18 protein-coding genes, 6 tRNA genes and 1 riboswitch are annotated in these 16,753 nt (G+C 45.8%); of the genes, 6 read left to right on the forward strand and 18 right to left on the reverse strand.

The annotated features are described in order from the left end of the window. Positions 1-117 precede the first annotated feature (117 nt). The 5 genes from kdpC to ACU1JV_RS07035 all read right to left on the reverse strand — a co-directional run bounded on the left by kdpC (position 118) and on the right by ACU1JV_RS07035 (position 5,428). The gene (kdpC, locus tag ACU1JV_RS07015) at positions 118-846 is read right to left on the reverse strand and encodes a potassium-transporting ATPase subunit KdpC (RefSeq protein ID WP_277507445.1); all 729 of its coding nucleotides are present in this window, start codon (positions 844-846) and stop codon (positions 118-120) included. A gap of 19 nt (positions 847-865) precedes the next feature. Next, on the reverse strand, positions 866-2,896 hold the full coding sequence (kdpB, locus tag ACU1JV_RS07020; protein WP_031463114.1) for a potassium-transporting ATPase subunit KdpB: 2,031 nt from the start codon (positions 2,894-2,896) through the stop codon (positions 866-868). A gap of 52 nt (positions 2,897-2,948) precedes the next feature. Further along, complete coding sequence (kdpA, locus tag ACU1JV_RS07025; RefSeq protein WP_413985759.1) at positions 2,949-4,625, reverse strand: potassium-transporting ATPase subunit KdpA; 1,677 nt, start codon at positions 4,623-4,625, stop codon at positions 2,949-2,951. Positions 4,626-4,770: 145 nt separating this feature from the next. After that, positions 4,771-4,848 (reverse strand): K(+)-transporting ATPase subunit F, encoded by a 78-nt coding sequence (kdpF, locus tag ACU1JV_RS07030; protein ID WP_080561203.1) that lies wholly within the window; start codon positions 4,846-4,848, stop codon positions 4,771-4,773. A 184-nt stretch (positions 4,849-5,032) separates the two neighbouring features. Further along, positions 5,033-5,428, reverse strand: coding sequence for a hypothetical protein (locus ACU1JV_RS07035; RefSeq protein ID WP_016820703.1), 396 nt, complete (start codon positions 5,426-5,428; stop codon positions 5,033-5,035). Between the two features lie 113 nt (positions 5,429-5,541). Beyond that, positions 5,542-5,715, reverse strand: a riboswitch (cyclic di-AMP (ydaO/yuaA leader). Positions 5,716-6,179: 464 nt separating this feature from the next. Between ACU1JV_RS07035 and ACU1JV_RS07040 the strand changes: the two genes are divergently transcribed. Continuing rightward, entirely contained in the window at positions 6,180-6,665 is a 486-nt protein-coding gene (locus ACU1JV_RS07040) for a glutathione peroxidase (protein ID WP_413985758.1), read from the forward strand. A 148-nt stretch (positions 6,666-6,813) separates the two neighbouring features. On the opposite strand, the gene ACU1JV_RS07045 is transcribed toward ACU1JV_RS07040, so the two are convergent. Further along, positions 6,814-6,896: transfer RNA gene (locus ACU1JV_RS07045), tRNA-Leu, on the reverse strand. 263 nt (positions 6,897-7,159) lie between these two features. On the opposite strand from ACU1JV_RS07045, the gene ACU1JV_RS07050 reads away from it, so the two are divergent. Together ACU1JV_RS07050 and ACU1JV_RS07055 are read left to right on the forward strand one after the other, a co-directional pair. Then, positions 7,160-7,897, forward strand: a complete 738-nt coding sequence (locus tag ACU1JV_RS07050; RefSeq protein WP_413985757.1) for an urease accessory protein UreF — start codon at positions 7,160-7,162, stop codon at positions 7,895-7,897. Positions 7,898-8,188: 291 nt separating this feature from the next. After that, positions 8,189-8,410, forward strand: a complete 222-nt coding sequence (locus tag ACU1JV_RS07055; RefSeq protein WP_013369935.1) for a Rha family transcriptional regulator — start codon at positions 8,189-8,191, stop codon at positions 8,408-8,410. Positions 8,411-8,528: 118 nt separating this feature from the next. Here the strand turns inward: ACU1JV_RS07055 and ACU1JV_RS07060 are convergent, their stop codons facing one another. From ACU1JV_RS07060 to ACU1JV_RS07085, 6 genes are all read right to left on the reverse strand, one after another. Then, the gene (locus ACU1JV_RS07060) at positions 8,529-8,912 is read right to left on the reverse strand and encodes a helix-turn-helix domain-containing protein (RefSeq protein ID WP_013369934.1); all 384 of its coding nucleotides are present in this window, start codon (positions 8,910-8,912) and stop codon (positions 8,529-8,531) included. A gap of 88 nt (positions 8,913-9,000) precedes the next feature. Beyond that, on the reverse strand, positions 9,001-9,375 hold the full coding sequence (locus tag ACU1JV_RS07065) for a helix-turn-helix domain-containing protein (protein ID WP_013369933.1): 375 nt from the start codon (positions 9,373-9,375) through the stop codon (positions 9,001-9,003). A gap of 189 nt (positions 9,376-9,564) precedes the next feature. After that, the gene (locus tag ACU1JV_RS07070) at positions 9,565-10,020 is read right to left on the reverse strand and encodes a MarR family winged helix-turn-helix transcriptional regulator (RefSeq protein ID WP_014599548.1); all 456 of its coding nucleotides are present in this window, start codon (positions 10,018-10,020) and stop codon (positions 9,565-9,567) included. A gap of 165 nt (positions 10,021-10,185) precedes the next feature. Beyond that, positions 10,186-10,268: transfer RNA gene (locus ACU1JV_RS07075), tRNA-Leu, on the reverse strand. 15 nt (positions 10,269-10,283) lie between these two features. Next, positions 10,284-10,359 (reverse strand) — tRNA-Lys (locus tag ACU1JV_RS07080). A gap of 86 nt (positions 10,360-10,445) precedes the next feature. After that, a tRNA-Glu gene (locus tag ACU1JV_RS07085) sits at positions 10,446-10,517 on the reverse strand. A gap of 246 nt (positions 10,518-10,763) precedes the next feature. On the opposite strand from ACU1JV_RS07085, the gene ACU1JV_RS07090 reads away from it, so the two are divergent. Together ACU1JV_RS07090 and ACU1JV_RS07095 are read left to right on the forward strand one after the other, a co-directional pair. Continuing rightward, positions 10,764-11,525: a DeoR/GlpR family DNA-binding transcription regulator gene (locus tag ACU1JV_RS07090; protein WP_025679874.1), complete on the forward strand. Its 762-nt coding sequence runs from the start codon at positions 10,764-10,766 to the stop codon at positions 11,523-11,525. Positions 11,526-11,601: 76 nt separating this feature from the next. After that, positions 11,602-12,477 carry a Cof-type HAD-IIB family hydrolase gene (locus ACU1JV_RS07095; protein WP_413985756.1) on the forward strand — a complete coding sequence of 292 codons (876 nt, stop codon included), beginning with the start codon at positions 11,602-11,604 and terminating at the stop codon, positions 12,475-12,477. A gap of 122 nt (positions 12,478-12,599) precedes the next feature. Here the strand turns inward: ACU1JV_RS07095 and ACU1JV_RS07100 are convergent. From ACU1JV_RS07100 to ACU1JV_RS07110, 3 genes are all read right to left on the reverse strand, one after another. Next, positions 12,600-12,688: transfer RNA gene (locus ACU1JV_RS07100), tRNA-Ser, on the reverse strand. A 1-nt stretch (position 12,689) separates the two neighbouring features. Continuing rightward, a tRNA-Asn gene (locus tag ACU1JV_RS07105) sits at positions 12,690-12,765 on the reverse strand. A 44-nt stretch (positions 12,766-12,809) separates the two neighbouring features. Further along, positions 12,810-13,322: a SprT family protein gene (locus ACU1JV_RS07110; protein ID WP_413985755.1), complete on the reverse strand. Its 513-nt coding sequence runs from the start codon at positions 13,320-13,322 to the stop codon at positions 12,810-12,812. Positions 13,323-13,465: 143 nt separating this feature from the next. Between ACU1JV_RS07110 and cmpA the strand changes: the two genes are divergently transcribed. Further along, entirely contained in the window at positions 13,466-13,600 is a 135-nt protein-coding gene (cmpA, locus tag ACU1JV_RS07115) for a cortex morphogenetic protein CmpA (RefSeq protein ID WP_013369928.1), read from the forward strand. 104 nt (positions 13,601-13,704) lie between these two features. Here the strand turns inward: cmpA and ACU1JV_RS07120 are convergent, their stop codons facing one another. The 3 genes from ACU1JV_RS07120 to ACU1JV_RS07130 form a co-directional block, all read right to left on the reverse strand. Further along, positions 13,705-15,927 carry a Tex family protein gene (locus ACU1JV_RS07120; protein ID WP_413985754.1) on the reverse strand — a complete coding sequence of 741 codons (2,223 nt, stop codon included), beginning with the start codon at positions 15,925-15,927 and terminating at the stop codon, positions 13,705-13,707. A 178-nt stretch (positions 15,928-16,105) separates the two neighbouring features. Next, a complete protein-coding gene (locus ACU1JV_RS07125; RefSeq protein ID WP_007429335.1) occupies positions 16,106-16,456 on the reverse strand; it encodes a type II toxin-antitoxin system PemK/MazF family toxin in 351 nt (116 codons plus the stop codon). A 6-nt stretch (positions 16,457-16,462) separates the two neighbouring features. Continuing rightward, positions 16,463-16,744, reverse strand: a complete 282-nt coding sequence (locus ACU1JV_RS07130; protein ID WP_007429334.1) for a CopG family ribbon-helix-helix protein — start codon at positions 16,742-16,744, stop codon at positions 16,463-16,465. Positions 16,745-16,753 lie beyond the last annotated feature (9 nt).

Here is a 16,753-nt window from a genome sequence, read left to right on the forward strand (position 1 = left end):
CATATCACCTATAAGAAATAAAATACTTCCTTTGCAGCTATCCATCCCAGAGCATCCTATCCATAGAAAAAGGTATCCCCCTAAACTTATCGCTAGGGGGATACCTTTTTCATTCATCTATGGCTTAACTGGCTTAACCTTCATTAGCGCTTCAAGCGCGAGATTCAGCTTGAGCACGTTCACACGCGGCTCGCCGAACACTCCGGCGCTGCGGCCTTCTGTCTGCTCCTGCACCAGCGCCTTCAGCTGGTTCTGCCCCATCCCCGTCAAGCCACTAATACGCGGAATTTGAGCCTGTGCCGCCTGTGGCGAGATGTGCGGGTCCAGACCGGAGCCGGAGTTCGTAATCAGGTCCACTGGAACCTGACTGATGGGTACATCCGGGTTATGCTTCTGCCAATCCGCAATAGAATCCTTGATCCGCTTCACCAATGCCGGGTTCGAGGGTGCGTAGTTACTTGAGCCTGAACCAGCTCCATTATAATCGATACTTGATACCCGGCCTTGGAAAAACGCTGGATTGGTAAAGGCCTGCCCAATCAGCTCAGAGCCGCTTACCCGCCCCTCCGTGTCACGAAGCATACTGCCGTTTGCTTGCTGCGGAAACAGGACTTGCGCCACTCCTGTGCTGACCAGCGGGTATGCCAATCCGCACAATAGGATCATTAGCACAGAAGTTCGCACAGCCACTCCAATAACCGCGCTTCCTCGCATCTCTTGTCTCTCTGGTTGTTTTTCCGATACTGCCTCCGTCCCTGTATGCATATTCTGGCCTTGTCCACCAGATCCGGCTTTCTCATGTGCAGCAAATCTGCGTCCAGACAACATCCGATAAAAACCACTCATGTCGCTCACCCTTTCTGCACTAAATCCACAAATGTACCAGCAAATCAATGGCCTTAATCCCGACAAACGGTACCACCATACCGCCCAGACCATAAATCAGTAAATTCCGTCCCAATAGCCGATCCGAGCTCATTGGCTTATACTTTACACCCTTCATTGCCAGCGGAATCAGAAGTGGAATAATGACTGCATTAAAAATAAGCGCCGATAAAATAGCCGATAACGGGGAGCCCAGCCTCATGACGTTCAATGCACCCATTTGCGGAATAGCCAGCATGAACATCGCCGGGATAATGGCAAAATATTTAGCCACATCGTTCGCAATACTGAACGTTGTCAATGCCCCACGTGTCATAAGCAGCTGCTTACCGATGGCGACCACCTCAATAATTTTGGACGGATCAGAATCCAGGTCCACCATATTAGCAGCTTCCTTGGCCGCGACTGTGCCGCTATTCATGGCAAGACCGACATCTGCCTGCGCCAGCGCTGGCGCATCATTGGTACCGTCCCCGGTCATAGCCACCAGCTTACCCTGCTCCTGCTCCCGGCGGATAACCGCAATTTTATCTTCCGGCTTGCTTTCAGCTACAAAATCGTCCACCCCTGCTTCACGTGCAATGGTAGCAGCGGTCAGCGGATTATCACCGGTACACATAATCGTGCGGATGCCCATTTCCCGGAGCTGATCAAAACGCTCCTTCATGCCCGGCTTCACCGTATCCTTCAAATAAATAATGCCGTATATCCGATCATCCAGCGCCACTGCTAGCGGTGTACCTCCTTCTGCGGCTACCTGATTCGCTTTTTCCTCCAGATCGGCCGGAACACTGCCTTCTTGCGATACAATCCACTGCCGGACAGAGTCCACGGCGCCTTTGCGTACTCTTCGTCCATCAGCGAGATCCAGACCACTCATCCGGGTTTCTGCCTTGAACTCGATAAAGGTTCCACCTGCTGCCAAGGATTCATCCAGCGTGTATTCCTGCTTACGCATCAATTCCAGTACCGAGCGTCCCTCAGGCGTCTCATCCTTTAGTGAACTCATCGCTGCCCATTTCGCTAGCTCTGCCTTTTCTATACCATCTACAACCACGAATTCACTCGCCATCCGGTTACCGAAGGTGATGGTACCCGTTTTATCTAGAATCATCGTATTGATGTCCCCGGATGCTTCTACCGCCTTGCCTGACATGGCCAGCACGTTAAACTGGGTAACTCGGTCCATACCAGCAATTCCAATGGCCGACAAAAGCCCGCCAATCGTGGTCGGAATCAGACAGACCAGCAACGAAATCAGCACGGGGACAGGCAAATCAATCTTAAAATGACGGGCTATCGGGGCCAGTGTCACCACCACAATGAGAAAAATAATCGTTAAGCTAATCAGCAATGTATTCAGCGCAATTTCATTTGGCGTTTTTTGCCGCTGTGCACCTTCCACGAGCGAAATCATTTTATCAATAAACGTTTCACCCGGCTCAGTCGTAATCCGCACCTTAATGCGGTCACTGACTACCCGCGTCCCGCCGGTTACCGAGCAAAAATCACCGCCCGATTCCTTAATGACCGGAGCTGATTCTCCCGTAATTGCAGATTCATCCACTGAGGCCAGGCCTTCAATAACCTCACCATCGCTTGGAATCATTTCGCCCTGAGAGACGATTACCACGTCACCTTTACGCAATGCTGTTGAGCTGACCACCTGAATCTCATTCCCGACGAGCTTATTAGCTTGTGAGTCCTGCTTGGATTTTTTCAAGGAAGCAGCTTGTGCTTTCCCCCGTCCCTCCGCGAGCGCTTCAGCAAAGTTAGCAAAAAGCAGCGTGAACAACAAAATAATAAATACAGCCAAGTTAAAGCCCATTTCCTTGCCGGTTCCAAAATAACCGGGAAGCAGTAGCATGAGCAGTACGACCAATGTACCGATCTCCACGACGAACATGACAGGATTTTTCATCATGATCATCGGATTTAATTTGATAAAGCTATCCTTGACCGCCTGCTTCAAGATGCTTCTATCCAGCATGCGTTTGCGTTGTTCCTTCATGATCAAGCACCCCGTTCATCCATTCTCATTTTCCTTCTATGCTCATTCTTCATCACATGGTCAAAAATTCAGCTACAGGACCCAGTACGATCACCGGCAAAAAGGTTAACGCACCAATCAACAGGACCACTCCGATTAGGATGGCTCCAAACAGCTTGTTGTCCGTGCGCAGTGTACCCATCGTCACCGGGGTTGGCGCTTTGGCATTCAACGAAGCCGCCACAGCCAGCAATGCAATCATGGATACATATCGTCCAAAGAACATAACCGCTCCTGTTGTAACGTTCCAAAACACGTTGTTATCCGAAAGACCTTCAAATCCCGAGCCGTTATTTGCCGCAGATGATGCATATTCATAGAGCACCTGAGTCAACCCGTGATATCCGGGGTTAGAGACCGCATCATATCCCCAATGACTCATAAACGCAAGCGCAGTGGGAGCAAGAATAAGAAACGGATGTACCAAAATGGCAATCGCAATCAGCTTCATTTCCTTGCCTTCAATTTTCCTACCCATAAATTCCGGGGTTCTTCCGACCATCAGTCCGCATATAAACACTCCCAGAATCGCATACATCAGCATATTCATCAGCCCGACGCCCTTGCCGCCAAAAATGACGTTTAGCATCATTTCTCCCAAAGCAGCCATACCACCTAGCGGGGTCAATGTATCATGCATATTATTGACCGAACCTGTCGTTGCCGCCGTTGTGACCGCAGTGAATAATGCCGATTGTCCAATGCCGAAACGAACCTCTTTCCCTTCCATGCTTCCCTGAGATGCATCCATACCCAGTGCCTGGATTAACGGATTACCTGTTTTCTCCGACACATACGTTATGGATAGAAAAATAAGGAACAAGACCATCATCGAGCTAAAAATAATCCAGCCCTGCTTGCGATTACGGGCAAACAATCCAAAAGTATACGGCAGCGAAGCCGGCATTACCCACATTGCTAAAATTTCCAGTACGTTCGTCCAAGGACTTGGATTCTCAAAAGGATGAGCAGAATTAGCTCCCGCAAAACCGCCCCCGTTCGTGCCCAAATGCTTGATGGATTCCAATGAGGCAATGGGTCCCATAGCAATCTGCTGCTGTGTACCGCTTAAAGTCGTAATATCCGCCGTGGACTGTAGCGTCTGTGGTACTTTTAGTCCCACCAGCACCAGCGTAAGTACAAAGGCAAGCGGCAGAAAAATCCGTATGTTGGCTTTAATAAAATCTTGAAAAAAATTACCCAGTCCTTCACCGCGCCGCGTCAGTCCCCTCATAAAAGCCGCAGCAACCGAAAACCCCGAAGCAGCCGAAGTAAACATCATCATCGTGACGAACGCCATCTGTGTCAGATACGTAAGCCCGCTTTCTCCGCTATAATGTTGGAGATTCGTATTGGTCATAAAGCTGATTACCGTATTAAAGGCCAATGATGCTTCCATATTACTGTTTCCAACCGGATTGCCTGGGAGTATAGCCTGCAAGCGCAATAGCAGGTAGCTGATCCCCACAAGCACCACATTGGTTGCAATGAAACTCATAGCATACGTGGTCCAACGCATGCTGTCCTGTTTCTTCAAGCCTACAACCTTATAAATCAGCTTTTCCGTTTCACCAAAAATCCGATCCGTCCGATTCGGTTCATTCGAGAATACGTGATACATATAGGTGCCCACCGGCTTTACCAAGAGCAGCAATATGACGATCACAACTCCAATTTGCAGTAGCTCCATCCTCTATTCCTCCTTATAATGCTCCTGCATTTGGAACAACAGACCTGATTCAGAACATCCAATGAGTGCACACGTTTGCGAAAATCTACACCTCTGATGCTTCATTCTTGATCTGCTGTTCCCGCCTGCTCGATCCTATAGTTGACTAGAACTTTTCAGGATTCAGGAGTGCGTAGATTAAATACACGAACACAATAGCCGTGAGTCCTAGCACAACAATCATCCTCTTCGGCCTCCTTTTGAGGTCTGCGCATCACACCAGCGTACAAACAGCAGTATCACTCCATAACTCACAGCCATTATGAGCAGCATGTATAAATCCATCATGTTCATACCCTCCATATCGCTCTTCAGATCGTCATTTCCGATTCCATCATAAAATCATAAACCAGCTATGTTATAAGTGCTTATCCGTTCAGCAGGAAACCCACCTCTCCGTTCAATGTGTAGATCACATGGTCCGCTCCCAATCCCCGATAAATTCCTTGTGGATTACAGCCGTGCGTAATAACATAGATCAATTCTGATGTTAGTGGCCGACATATTTGCAGGAAACGGCAAGTCAGATTCAAGCTGTTTTCGAACAAATACACACTACCAATTTCTTTTTTAGGAAAATTCCATTTTCCCGCTTGCATCGTATTGATGCGCACAATGTGCTCCACACCCATTTTTTTGAGCTGTCGTTCCTCCTGAGTGCTATTTGTGAGAACTGCAAACGCCAATTTTTTAAACATAAGCAATTTCACAAAACTTCTGCCCGCTTCATTCGGTGCAGTGACAATAATTAACCGACCTTCCATCAGTAGCTCCTCTCCCGGTATAAAAAGACAACAAAAAGAAGCCGAAGGAAAAAGGCTTCCTCCGGCTTCATACATTCCATGATAAAATAAACCATGGTTGCACACGGCGGTTTGTTGCCTCTCCCTGTACGCTTACGAGGTTAGCTGTCGGATTCGGACGTGAGAGTCGCCCTATTTACGGCACTTGGCCGGAAAATTCACCCCATGAGACACACACGGCTTGCAAAGCCGTACATACTCGTTGGTTCCCCCGCTTTTGCAACTGCAAAATTCAGCGCTTTAGACAATTCGTTGTTGCTTCATTGGTGTTAATTTGAAATTACGTCTTGAATCATACACCCGTGCAAGGAAGACTGTAAAGCTCAACGGCGGGGCTATAAATCACCCTTTTGAGCATAGGAGATTAAGAATAACGCTTACAAGGCATCTATGCTTCTCGTATCTCTTTAAAACTCTGTATTTCACCCCTTTTTGAAAATGAAAGGCATGTCAATATTGGCGTAGGGTATGGCTTAGTTACTCCTTATTTGCAAAAAGGAAAGAAAATACGCTATATGTGCCAGATAATTACCGATTGAACCCGTTTTTATGAGAAGAAACACCTCAATTAGCTCCATTTGAAGTGCGATTTACCGTTTTGAACAAAAGACGATTTTACAATGGTCCAATGCCCGTATACTCTTCCGGACTTGCAACCCCTTGTTGAGTTGCTTACAATTTAATTGCAGAATATTGAATGAGGAGGGATATCTTGACCGTATATAAATATGATGCACAGACCCTACAAGGGGTACAAATTCCGTTATCCACATACGAAGGGAAAGTTCTACTTATCGTGAATACTGCCAGCAAATGTGGGTTAACCCCCCAGTACAAGGCGCTACAAGAGCTATATGACCAGTATCATGAACAGGGGCTCGAAATTTTGGGATTTCCCAGCAACCAGTTCGCCAAACAAGAGCCGGGTTCCAGCGAGGAGATCTCCGAGTTTTGCCAAATCAATTACGGTGTGACCTTCCCCATGTTCGCCAAGACAGATGTCAACGGTGATCAGGCACATCCTCTATTTCACTACCTGACCCACACCGCTCCAGGAGTATTAGGCTCCAAAGCGATCAAATGGAATTTTACTAAATTCTTAATTACACGAGAAGGTAACGTATTTAAGCGTTATGCGCCGCAAACCATTCCAGATAAGCTTATAGGAGATATTGAGAAGCTTTTGCGGAAAAACTGACATCTTTCTTCATTACAGTTAACGAGCGGTCCGCTGTCCATATGACCGCTTCTGTAACAGAATGATATAACGAAAAATATTTAACGAAAAAAGCACCCCTTCACGTAAAACGTGTCAGGATGCTTTTTCAACTGGGTATTACACATGATGCGGTCGAGAGGACTCGAACCTCCACGGGCATACGCCCACTACCCCCTCAAGATAGCGTGTCTGCCATTCCACCACGACCGCATGTCATAATGTATTGAGGCAACAGATTTATTATACTCTCTCAGCAACAATTTGTAAACAATAATATTATAATTATTTTTAGTGTAACTTTATATAACATATATAAGCAATAAAAATATTTAATTTGACATGAAAGAGCCCAAAGTGTAAATATATATTACATAAATGATTGAATTATTATTGTATAAATAAGATTAGAGTCAAATAAACTGACACAAATATTCACCTCAAGGAGGCGAACCATCCTGCATAAAGGTAACCGATTGCTAAACTACGCATTGTTGTTGGACCCTTCCCTACCCATTGGTGGTTTTACCCGTTTCTACGGACTGGATGAACGTTTCCGTAACGGAAACTTGAACAGTCTACAGGATCTGAAACATTTTATGCGAGACGATTGGTATCCTCAAATTACAACCCTTGACGGCATGGCCATCAAAAGTCTGTATGCAGCCATCCAGCAGAATGACGGTTGGCGGATCGCCCTTATTGATAAAATGCTGTACACCCAACATCCTTCCTCGCATTATGTGAAAAAATCACGACTTTCTGGCCAGCGTCTGCTCAAGCTCACCAAGGCTCTTTATCCTTGGCTTGCATTTGACCAACTGGAAGACACACTCACTCAATACAATGCAATTGGCACACTCGCTACTGTCCACACTTGGATTAACTTCCTTCTCGGAACCGATATAGAACAGACCATTCACGGCTATTTTGCCACAGCGGTATCCTTCTGTATCGAAGATGCCTTCAGACTGCTCAATCCTCCTTACGAGGAAAAGAATCCTCTTATCGATCACATGACCAGCGAGTTGCTCACCACCTGGAAGAAATTTAACGAACCTACGCCAAGCTTATTTCAGCCTCACCTTTTCCATAGCCATCAGACCAGTTCCTACATCACTCAGCCACCCTATATGAGCCATAGTAGCCAATTGAATGCATCCAGGCCCTTTTCCTCCTCCATCCTATTCAAACGCCTTCCAGTCTCCCTCTGATGCGTCGTTTTACCAGTCTAGCAGTCACAATAAAAATACTCTGCCCTTTTCTCAAGCGGCAGAGTATTTTTAATTCATGTATCCAAATTCATACCACTTACAGACTATAGTCGGATTATTTTCACTTTTTGCACTTAATTAAGTAATTATTTTAATAAAATAACGCATTTAAGATTGTATAAACACGTATAAAAGTGTATCATAGTTTTAGATGGTTAATTCTAACATGTTTACTGATGATTATTATATCACACCAATTATTCTGCAAGAATCCGTAAGGGGCGATTTCTCTTGAACAACAAAATGCCTGTCACCTCCTTCGGGTGGGCCATCAAACAAAGGCTTGTCGAGCTTCGACTGGATCAGAAAACATTTTGCGAGACACACAACATCCCGCCTTCACGCTTGTCCAATCTGATTCACGGCACCCGTAAAGCACAAAGGTACAGAAAACAAGTTGCTGCAATTCTGAATATCGACGATAACGATTATAAGGAGGCGACACCACACTAAACCCAACAAGCATTCCAGCATCCGACGCGCCGCCATATTATCAGGAAATCAAATAAACCCGTAAACCGAACCCCTTAGTCCGTTTTACGGGTTATCCACCCAGGCGTTTAGCCATAGATTATTCAAGTTTCGCTTTGTCCTTCTCCCTTTTTTGCTTACGGTATTTCGCAAATTCAACATATTCTAAAATAAAGTTCTGTTCTTCTGTCTCAAGATCTTCAGCCTGGCAATTCAATGGCCCCATCACCCCAAAAAAATAAGCAGCCTTCTGCTCCTGAAGCACGCCTTCCCCCGGCTTAATTCCTTTCATCAACCAGTCGAGCGATACATTAAAAAAGTCCGAAATCTGAATCAAATGGGCGGTACCTGGCGTTGTTTTTCCTCTTCTCCAATCACCGAGATTCCCTGAGCTGATTTTAAGTTTTTCACAAAATGCCTTCTTGGTCATTCCCCGATCCTTAATTAAAGCTTCAATCCGCTGATAAATAGTTTGATCTCCCAAAACGTTTCCCCTCCGACACTGTAGCTTTTTTCTAATTATTTTTCAATTGTACACATTAGGACATCCTTATCAAACCTCACAGCAAACATTAATCAGTAGTTGAATTATGCTGGTTTTTCTCTTTACGAAAACGGGTAAATTCAATATACTCAAGTATAAAATCTCTTTCCGCCTCACTTAGCGATTCCCCCTGGCAATTCAGTTGCCCTGAAGCTCCAAAAAAATAAGGGTCCTGCGACTCCTTTAGTACTTTACTCTGCACATCTCGACCCAGCATAATCCAATCCAGACTAGCATTAAAAAACGAAGCGATTTCAATGAGTTTATTCGTGCCCGGTGTCGTTTTTCCTCTTTTCCAATCTCCAAAGTTTCCTGTACTAATGCCCAACTGCTGGCAAAACGCCTTTTTCGTCATACCTCGTTCCTTAATGAGCTCCTCAATGCGTTGGTAAATAGATTGCATAGAAGTTCCTTCCTCCCTAGCAGGCTCTCCAAATAACGATATCATGTACCCTGTTCCCATTTCAAAGATCACGTATGCTAAAATTACCGAATTATGTATGTTGGTTTTATTATACCACAATATGCAACAAAAACCGCCTGTTTTCCGAAGAAAGGGCGGTCTTTAAGTCAGTTCGCTTACGCCAATCAATCACGTAGCAGAGTTGTCGATTTTAAGTAAAATCTGCTTCAATTCGTTCAACGTTTCACTCAAGTGCAATAATTCTTCTTCCGGCAGATACACCAGTCTCTCTTGAATTTTATTAGAGAAGGTATGAAATACCTGTTCACAAAAAGCGTCGCCTTCTTCTGTAATGGCTACGTTCACGACTCTACGATCCGAGTCACACGATTGGCGGTCAGCCAACCCATGCTCCACCAGCTTATCCAGAAGAGGAGTCATATTCGGGCGTGAGACATTAAGTTGTTTGGACAAATCGGATACTGTAGACGAACGCACTTCACGCAGAAGCATGAGCACCTGAAAGTTATTAGGCGACAAATGCAACGGAAAATCAAGCGGACCGTAGGTGAAAAATTTCTTCTTCACAATCGGAAACAAGCCCAAAATATTTTCTGATATATTTCCTAACAGTTGAGTGTCCATATTTTTCACCGTCACTTCATAAGTTTATATATTTATTATTCTATAACATTATGGCGTCATATTATACTATGGAATCATTATTTCATCATAATCATTGTTTAATTGCATCAATGCACAAATAAAAAAAGCCTCTAACGCGAGAGACTTTTCCGTTTATTCCATTGATGCGGTCGAGAGGACTCGAACCTCCACGAGCGTACGCTCACTACCCCCTCAAGATAGCGTGTCTGCCATTCCACCACGACCGCATAACAAAATATAAATGGTGAGCCATGAAGGACTCGAACCTTCGACACCCTGATTAAAAGTCAGGTGCTCTACCAACTGAGCTAATGGCTCATGCTATTCATCCAAGCTGTCCGCCATTAGACCAGACCTCAGGAATTCCCCTTAAGCATGCAACATGTAGTCTATAAAGACAACAATGACCCGTAGGGGATTCGAACCCCTGTTACCTCCGTGAAAGGGAGGTGTCTTAACCCCTTGACCAACGGGCCTTATTAATGTACACCAACTTGGCGACAAGAAAGAGTATATCAAATAGAATAGTAAATGGCAATACTTATTTTTAAAAATTTTAAAAAATCTATTTTATATAATTATAAAATGCATGTTCACTTACATTAACTTATCTATAATCATCTAACTCCTGAAAAATCATGATAAATGATTGCAATATCACTTACATTTACTTATAATCACTTACGAGATACCGAAATGATTATATATCAGAGGAGCTTTCTATGTATCAGGAAGAACGAATGTTAAAAATCGTTGATTACTTACAGCTTCACAAGCGTATTTCGGTGGATGATATTTGTGAAATTTTTAATGTTTCACGGGATACAGCCCGTCGAGACCTGGTAAAACTTGAAGAGCATCAAAAAATTATTCGCACCCGCGGCGGCGCCCTACTCCCTAAACTGCATCACGATCCAATTGGAAATTATAACGAAAGACTACTTACTGTATCAGAGGAGAAACAAGTGATCGGACAACTGGCTGCCAGCATGGTACGAAATAGGGATCGTATTATATTGGATTCCTCGACCACCGTACAGGCGTGTGCAGAAAGACTGAATGTGCAGGAATGTTCGGTTATCACCAATTCAATTAATCAGGCTGACGTACTATCTGGAAAAGACGGTGTCTCCATTCATCTGTTGGGAGGCCGCCTGCAAAAAGAGCACCGATATGTATACGGCTCGTCCGTAATCGCCACTTTGTCTCACTATTTTGTAGACAAAGCTTTTATCGGGATTGGAGGTATATCAGCTCACGGACTAAGCCTGATTCATGAAGAAGACGGTATGCTGAAGCATCAGATGATGAAACAGGCGGATCAGGTGATCATCCTTGCGGACCATTCGAAATTCGGAATCAATTTCCCCTATCGTTTTGCTGATTTGTCTGAAGTTAATATCGTGATCACCGATCGCTTGCCAGAACCAGCAATGCTGGAAATTTTGCAACATCATGATATTGAAGTTGTTGTCCCCTCATAAATTTGAAGCCAATTGCTCTAACTAGACACGCAATATTTGTATAACAGAGAGATCAAAAGACAGGAGCTGGAGAGAAATGAAACTGTTTGCGATTGATATGGATGGAACGCTACTGAACGAGGAAGGAAAAATAAGCAAAGCAAATGCAGAGGCAATCCGCAAGGCACAGCAGCAAGGTGTTCAAGTGACAATTGCCACTGGCAGAGCCGCTTATGACGCCTGGACAAAGTTAGAGGAAGCAGAGCTGGTTACTCCCGTCATTGGAGCAAACGGCGCCACTGTACACGATGCGCATCGTCGCCAGTTAACCTCTACTCCTATGGGCCGGAGCGAAACATTTGAAGTGCTGAGCTGGCTTGAGGGTAACAACTTCTACTATGAGGTCATGACAGACCGGGCTATTTATTCTCCACAAAAGGGACATCAGCTACTAGCTGTTGAAATGGACCGCTTGCTGAGCGCCAACCCAGATATTTCACTGGATACTTTATTACATGCAGCTGAAAAGCAATATGAACAGACCGGGCATACCCGCATCGCTTCATATGAGCAGATTCCACTGGATGTAGAGATATATAATGTGCTCTGTTTCTCCTTTGATCAAGCCAAATTGGAATGGGGGCGTGAACGTTACCGAGATTTTCAAGGTCTGAACATGGTCATTTCCTCAGATCGTAACTTTGAAGTCGAGCATAAGGATGCGTCTAAGGGTAATGCATTGCGCTATCTCGCGAATCATCTGAGCATCCCCATGCAGGAAGCGGTAGCGATCGGAGACAGCTATAACGATATTTCCATGCTGACGATGGCTGGGAGAGGTATCGCTATGGGCAATGCAAAAGACGATATAAAGGCAGTCTGCTCCGACGTTACCCTGACCAATGTGGAAGATGGCGTTGCTCATGCTCTGTTGAACTTACTCAAAACCGTCAAGGCTGACACTGTGAAATAGAAGGGATTGGCTGCTACGTTACTTAAAAAGCAGATCTAAACAAAAGCAGATCTAAACGAAAAGGACGCTCGCATGCATTGTTACCATGCATACGAGCGTCCTTATTCTACTTAAAATACCAACGGAGAGAGAGGGATTCGAACCCTCGCACCGCTTACGCAGTCTAACCCCTTAGCAGAGGGTCCCCTTATAGCCACTTGGGTATCTCTCCATGGCTCCCCGAACAGGACTCGAACCTGTGACAACTCGATTAACAGTCGAGTGCTCTACCAACTGAGCTATCAGGGAATATTACTGTAAATTATCATACAGTATGGTTAATTTACCATGAATCAGGGGGTTACGTCAAGTGTCAACAAGCGAAGTTTACCTCCACATTTTCCACAGCGATATCGCTGTGGGTTCATTTTACGTTTGCGCATATACTCGTGTTGACAGGAAATGCACACCAGCTTGTAACGATAAGGCTGAGGTTTTCTTCCCACTCTTCCCGGCAGAGTCTGACAATGCCTGCTTCCTCCTACACGGGCCAGCCATGCTTTGAAATCAGCATCACGATGCTGATAACCCATTCCGCGCAGATGTAGATGATAATGGCACAGCTCATGCTTTATTATTTTTTCCACTTCAGAGCGTCCATAAGCGGCGAGTTGATGTGGATTAATTTCAATATGATGACTTTTCATAAAATATCGACCGCCTGTAGAAGACAGGCGCGAGTTAAAGGTGGCTTGATGCTGAAACGGCACGCCAAAGCTCTCCAGCGAGATGCGCTCTACCCATTCTTGAAGTTCTTTATTACTCATGGAAGGGTTCATTGAATTGCTCAGAGACTCGGACTCCATCTTTATGGTTTCCCTCCTTTGCTCCATACTGACAAGCATATTATAAAATAACGGCCGAAGTCTAACGCTGGTTCATTAAGCACACTTTAGGTATCCACCCCATATGCTAAACATACAGATGTAACGCAGAGGAGGAGATCGGCTTGCCTCAATGGCTTAGTAACCAGCTCATGCGGGCCTTTTACAAGAAGGACCGACGCCAAATTAGACTGTTGAATGATTGTTGGTTTTTTTATCATAAAGCACCTGGTATAGAATTTGATGCCAACAACGGATAGAATCAGAAACATCCAGAAATGGAAAACCGGAGTCTCCGATATGATTCGGAGATTCCGGCTTTTTTTATACCCTCACAAAATGTCATATAGCTTTATTTATAGCACTATGCCTGTGACTGCGCATCTGCGGGAGGTTTCATGGTCAGACCTACCCTGCCTTTTTTCAAATCAACATTCAACACCCACACTGTTACGTTATCACCAACAGATACAACATCCATTGGATGCTTAACAAAACCACTGCGCAGCTGTGAAATATGAACCAACCCATCACTTTTAATACCAATATCAACAAATGCACCGAAATCAATGACATTGCGGACAGTTCCTTGAAGTTCCATACCCGGTGCCAGATCCTCGATCTTCAACACATCCTTGCGGAATACAGGCAATGGCAGCTCGTCACGCGGGTCACGCCCCGGCCGCTGAAGGCTGTCCAAAATATCCCGCAATGTTGGCACACCAACTTCCAGCTTCGCTGCCAACTGCTCAATATTAGACACATTCAGCGCTTCTGTCGCAGCTTTCGAACCCAGATCATGGGCACTGATGCCCAGTTCCGCCAGCAGGCGGTCTACGACAGCATACGATTCAGGGTGGATCGGCGTGCGATCCAGTGGATTTTCGCCACCTGGTATACGGATAAAACCAATGGATTGCTCGTAGGTTTTTGCACCAAGACGCGGCACCTTCTGCAACTGACGACGGTTGCTGAATTTACCGTTTTCCTCACGGTACTTAACGATGTTCTTAGCAATGGTCGCGTTGATCCCTGCTACGTAGGACAGCAGCGCCGAGGAAGCTGTGTTCACATCCACACCAACGTGGTTAACAGCCGATTCTACAACGTCCTTCAAACTTTCATCCAGATGTTTCTGCGACACATCATGCTGGTATTGGCCTACACCAATGGCTTTCGGCTCAATTTTGACAAGCTCAGCCAGCGGGTCCTGCACACGACGCGCAATAGACGCCGCACTTCGCTCAGCTACGTCCAAATCAGGGAATTCTTCCTGTGCCAGCTTGGAAGCAGAGTATACGCTCGCACCTGCCTCATTGACGATCAGATACGCGAGGCTGCTGTCACCAATATCCGCGATAACTTCGGCTACGAATTGCTCTGTCTCACGTGATGCAGTTCCGTTACCAATGACAATCAACTCGATATCGTATTTGGCAATCAGCTGTTTGAACGTTTCTGCAGCCTCACGTTTCTTGTTGTTTGGCGGTGTCGGATACGTCACAGCCACTTCCAGCAGCTTGCCTGTGTCATCGACAACCGCCAGCTTGCAGCCTGTCCGATAGGCTGGATCGACTCCAAGCACACGACGCCCCTTAATCGGAGCCTGTAGCAACAGGCTGCGCAAATTGCCTGCAAAGATAGAGATAGCCTGCTGCTCGCCCTTCTCTGTCATTTCAGCACGCACTTCACGTTCGATAGATGGCGCGATAAGCCTTTTGTATGCATCCTCAATGACACTGCGCAGCAGGTCTTCCACCACAGACGATCCTTTAATCACTTGACCTGCCACATAATTGTAAATGGAATCTGGCGCTACCTCCAAACCAACCTTAAGAATGCCTTCCCGCTCCCCGCGATTAATCGCCAGAATACGGTGAGGTGGCATTTTCTTAGCCAGCTCACGATAGCTGTAGTAATTCTCATACACAGACTCTTGCTCGGTGTCCTTCGCTTCAGAGGTCAACATTCCATGATCCAGTGTATATCGGCGCACCCATTGGCGAATAGCCGCATCATCAGCTATATTTTCGGCCAAAATATCCATGGCTCCTTGGATGGCAGACTCAGGGGTTTCGACTCCCAGCTCAGCATTCACATAGGATTCAGCTTCTTTCAAAGCATCACCCTGCTTCGGCTGACCCCAAATCCAGATGGACAGCGGCTCCAAACCCCGTTCCTTTGCCACACTGGCGCGAGTCTTGCGCTTTTGCCGATATGGACGGTACAGATCCTCCACTTCCTGAAGTTTAACCGCAGAGGTGATAGCAGCCTGCAGCTCTTCAGTCAGCTTGCCCTGTTCATCAATAATGCGGATGACCTCTACCTTACGATCCTCCAGATTACGTAAATACAGCACACGATCTTCAATTTCACGTAGCTGATTTTCATCCAGCTCTCCTGTCATTTCCTTACGATAACGCGCGATAAAAGGAATGGTATTTCCTTCATCCAATAAACTGATCGTTGTCCGGATTTGCTTGAGTGCCAGCGACAGCTCTCTCGCCACTTGTTTGACAATCCGTTCTTGGCGTTCTGCTTCGTTCGGCCCCTGCCCAATTTCCGTCTTCATTTCCTCGTTAGACAAACCTATCCCTTCTTCCTCACAGCTCTTGTCATACATCATGTCTTTTATTATCACAAAAAATGATTCAAAGCGCCAGCAGGTGACGTAAAAGCAAGCCCTACCTGTACTTTTCTTCGGACATGCAAAAGGACAGCGCTAGAGCGCTGTCCTTTCCCGTTTCACTCGTCGTTCCATCATACTAAAAATCAATCAAACCGAGACTGATCTGTAGCGAGTCGCTCACTTTGCGCATGGTTTCTTCATCCAAATGGGTGATTTTGTCGGTAAGCCTTTGCTTGTCGATTGTCCGGATTTGCTCCAGAAGAACAACAGAATCACGATCAAAGCCATGCGTCGCCGCGTCGATTTCCACGTGTGTAGGCAGCTTTGCCTTCTGAATCTGTGCAGTGATGGCTGCTACGATCACGGTAGGGCTAAACCGGTTGCCGATATCATTTTGAATGATCAGCACAGGTCTGACGCCACCTTGCTCGGAACCGACTACGGGTGAAAGGTCTGCAAAAAAAACGTCGCCGCGCTTTACGATCAATATGGATTACACCCCGCTAACTGTACGGCCCAAGGTGCTGTTTGCATCTTCCTCCGCGTGAAAGGCTTCGGATGCCATGGTCAGGTTAATTTTAGCCATTTCCATGTATCCACGCTGCATAGCTTCACGAATGTAACGTTTTTTACGTTCACCTACATAAAGCTTCATTGCCTGCCTGATAAATTCACTGCGGTTGGAATTTTCCATAGCTACGATCCCGTCCACTTCCTGCAAGAGATGATCTGGCAAACTGATCATTATTCTTTTGGTGTTCTGCAAATTGGCCAACTTCTCTTC

Source organism: Paenibacillus sp. T2-29 (genome assembly GCF_052921365.1).